The organism is Pseudoalteromonas sp. Angola-30, from assembly GCF_028599215.1.
GTDB lineage: Bacteria > Pseudomonadota > Gammaproteobacteria > Enterobacterales > Alteromonadaceae > Pseudoalteromonas > Pseudoalteromonas atlantica.
In genome coordinates, this window is the sequence record NZ_JAQREI010000072.1 from 1 (window position 1) to 437 (window position 437).

Here is a 437-nt window from a genome sequence, read left to right on the forward strand (position 1 = left end):
ACGGTACGCTTTGTAATGCCTGCCATACGCTTTGCTGAAATGGCGTGCCGCCAGTATCAAGCCCTAAATCAAACTCAGTACGCGTATGAGCAAAATACTCATTAAGCTGCGCCACACAAGATAAAACATGTGAATTAGTCACCTTATTTAAAGGCGTACTGACATAACTGGTCGGTGGATAAAACCCCACATAACTAATACCGTTTTCAGTTGCCTGAATAATAATATCGTCAATCGGACTGGGTAAACTGGTTTGCACTATCATAATTGCTGCCAAAGTTGAAAAGTTAAGTAAGATCGAAATGGTGCACAGTTCGCAGATTCAAACGAGCTTGCTGCCGCTTGGGCTTTTTTAACCCCTAAATCGCCATCAAGTAAAATATCGGGTTGGCTTTGACCGCGCAGTTTTGCGTAATTAACCGTCCAAGGGCCAACTC

At 43.5% G+C, this 437-nt stretch carries 1 protein-coding gene and 1 pseudogene; both read right to left on the minus strand.

Annotation, left to right across the window (positions count from 1 at the left end; genetic code table 11):
- Positions 1 to 265, minus strand: a 265-nt coding sequence (locus PSH54_RS20650; protein ID WP_443197785.1) for a methylated-DNA--[protein]-cysteine S-methyltransferase, incomplete at its 3' end; no start/stop codon positions are given.
- Positions 262 to 437 (minus strand): annotated as a pseudogene (locus tag PSH54_RS20655) (DNA-3-methyladenine glycosylase 2 family protein); the annotation flags it as partial. The gene PSH54_RS20650 and the pseudogene PSH54_RS20655, both read right to left, overlap by 4 nt.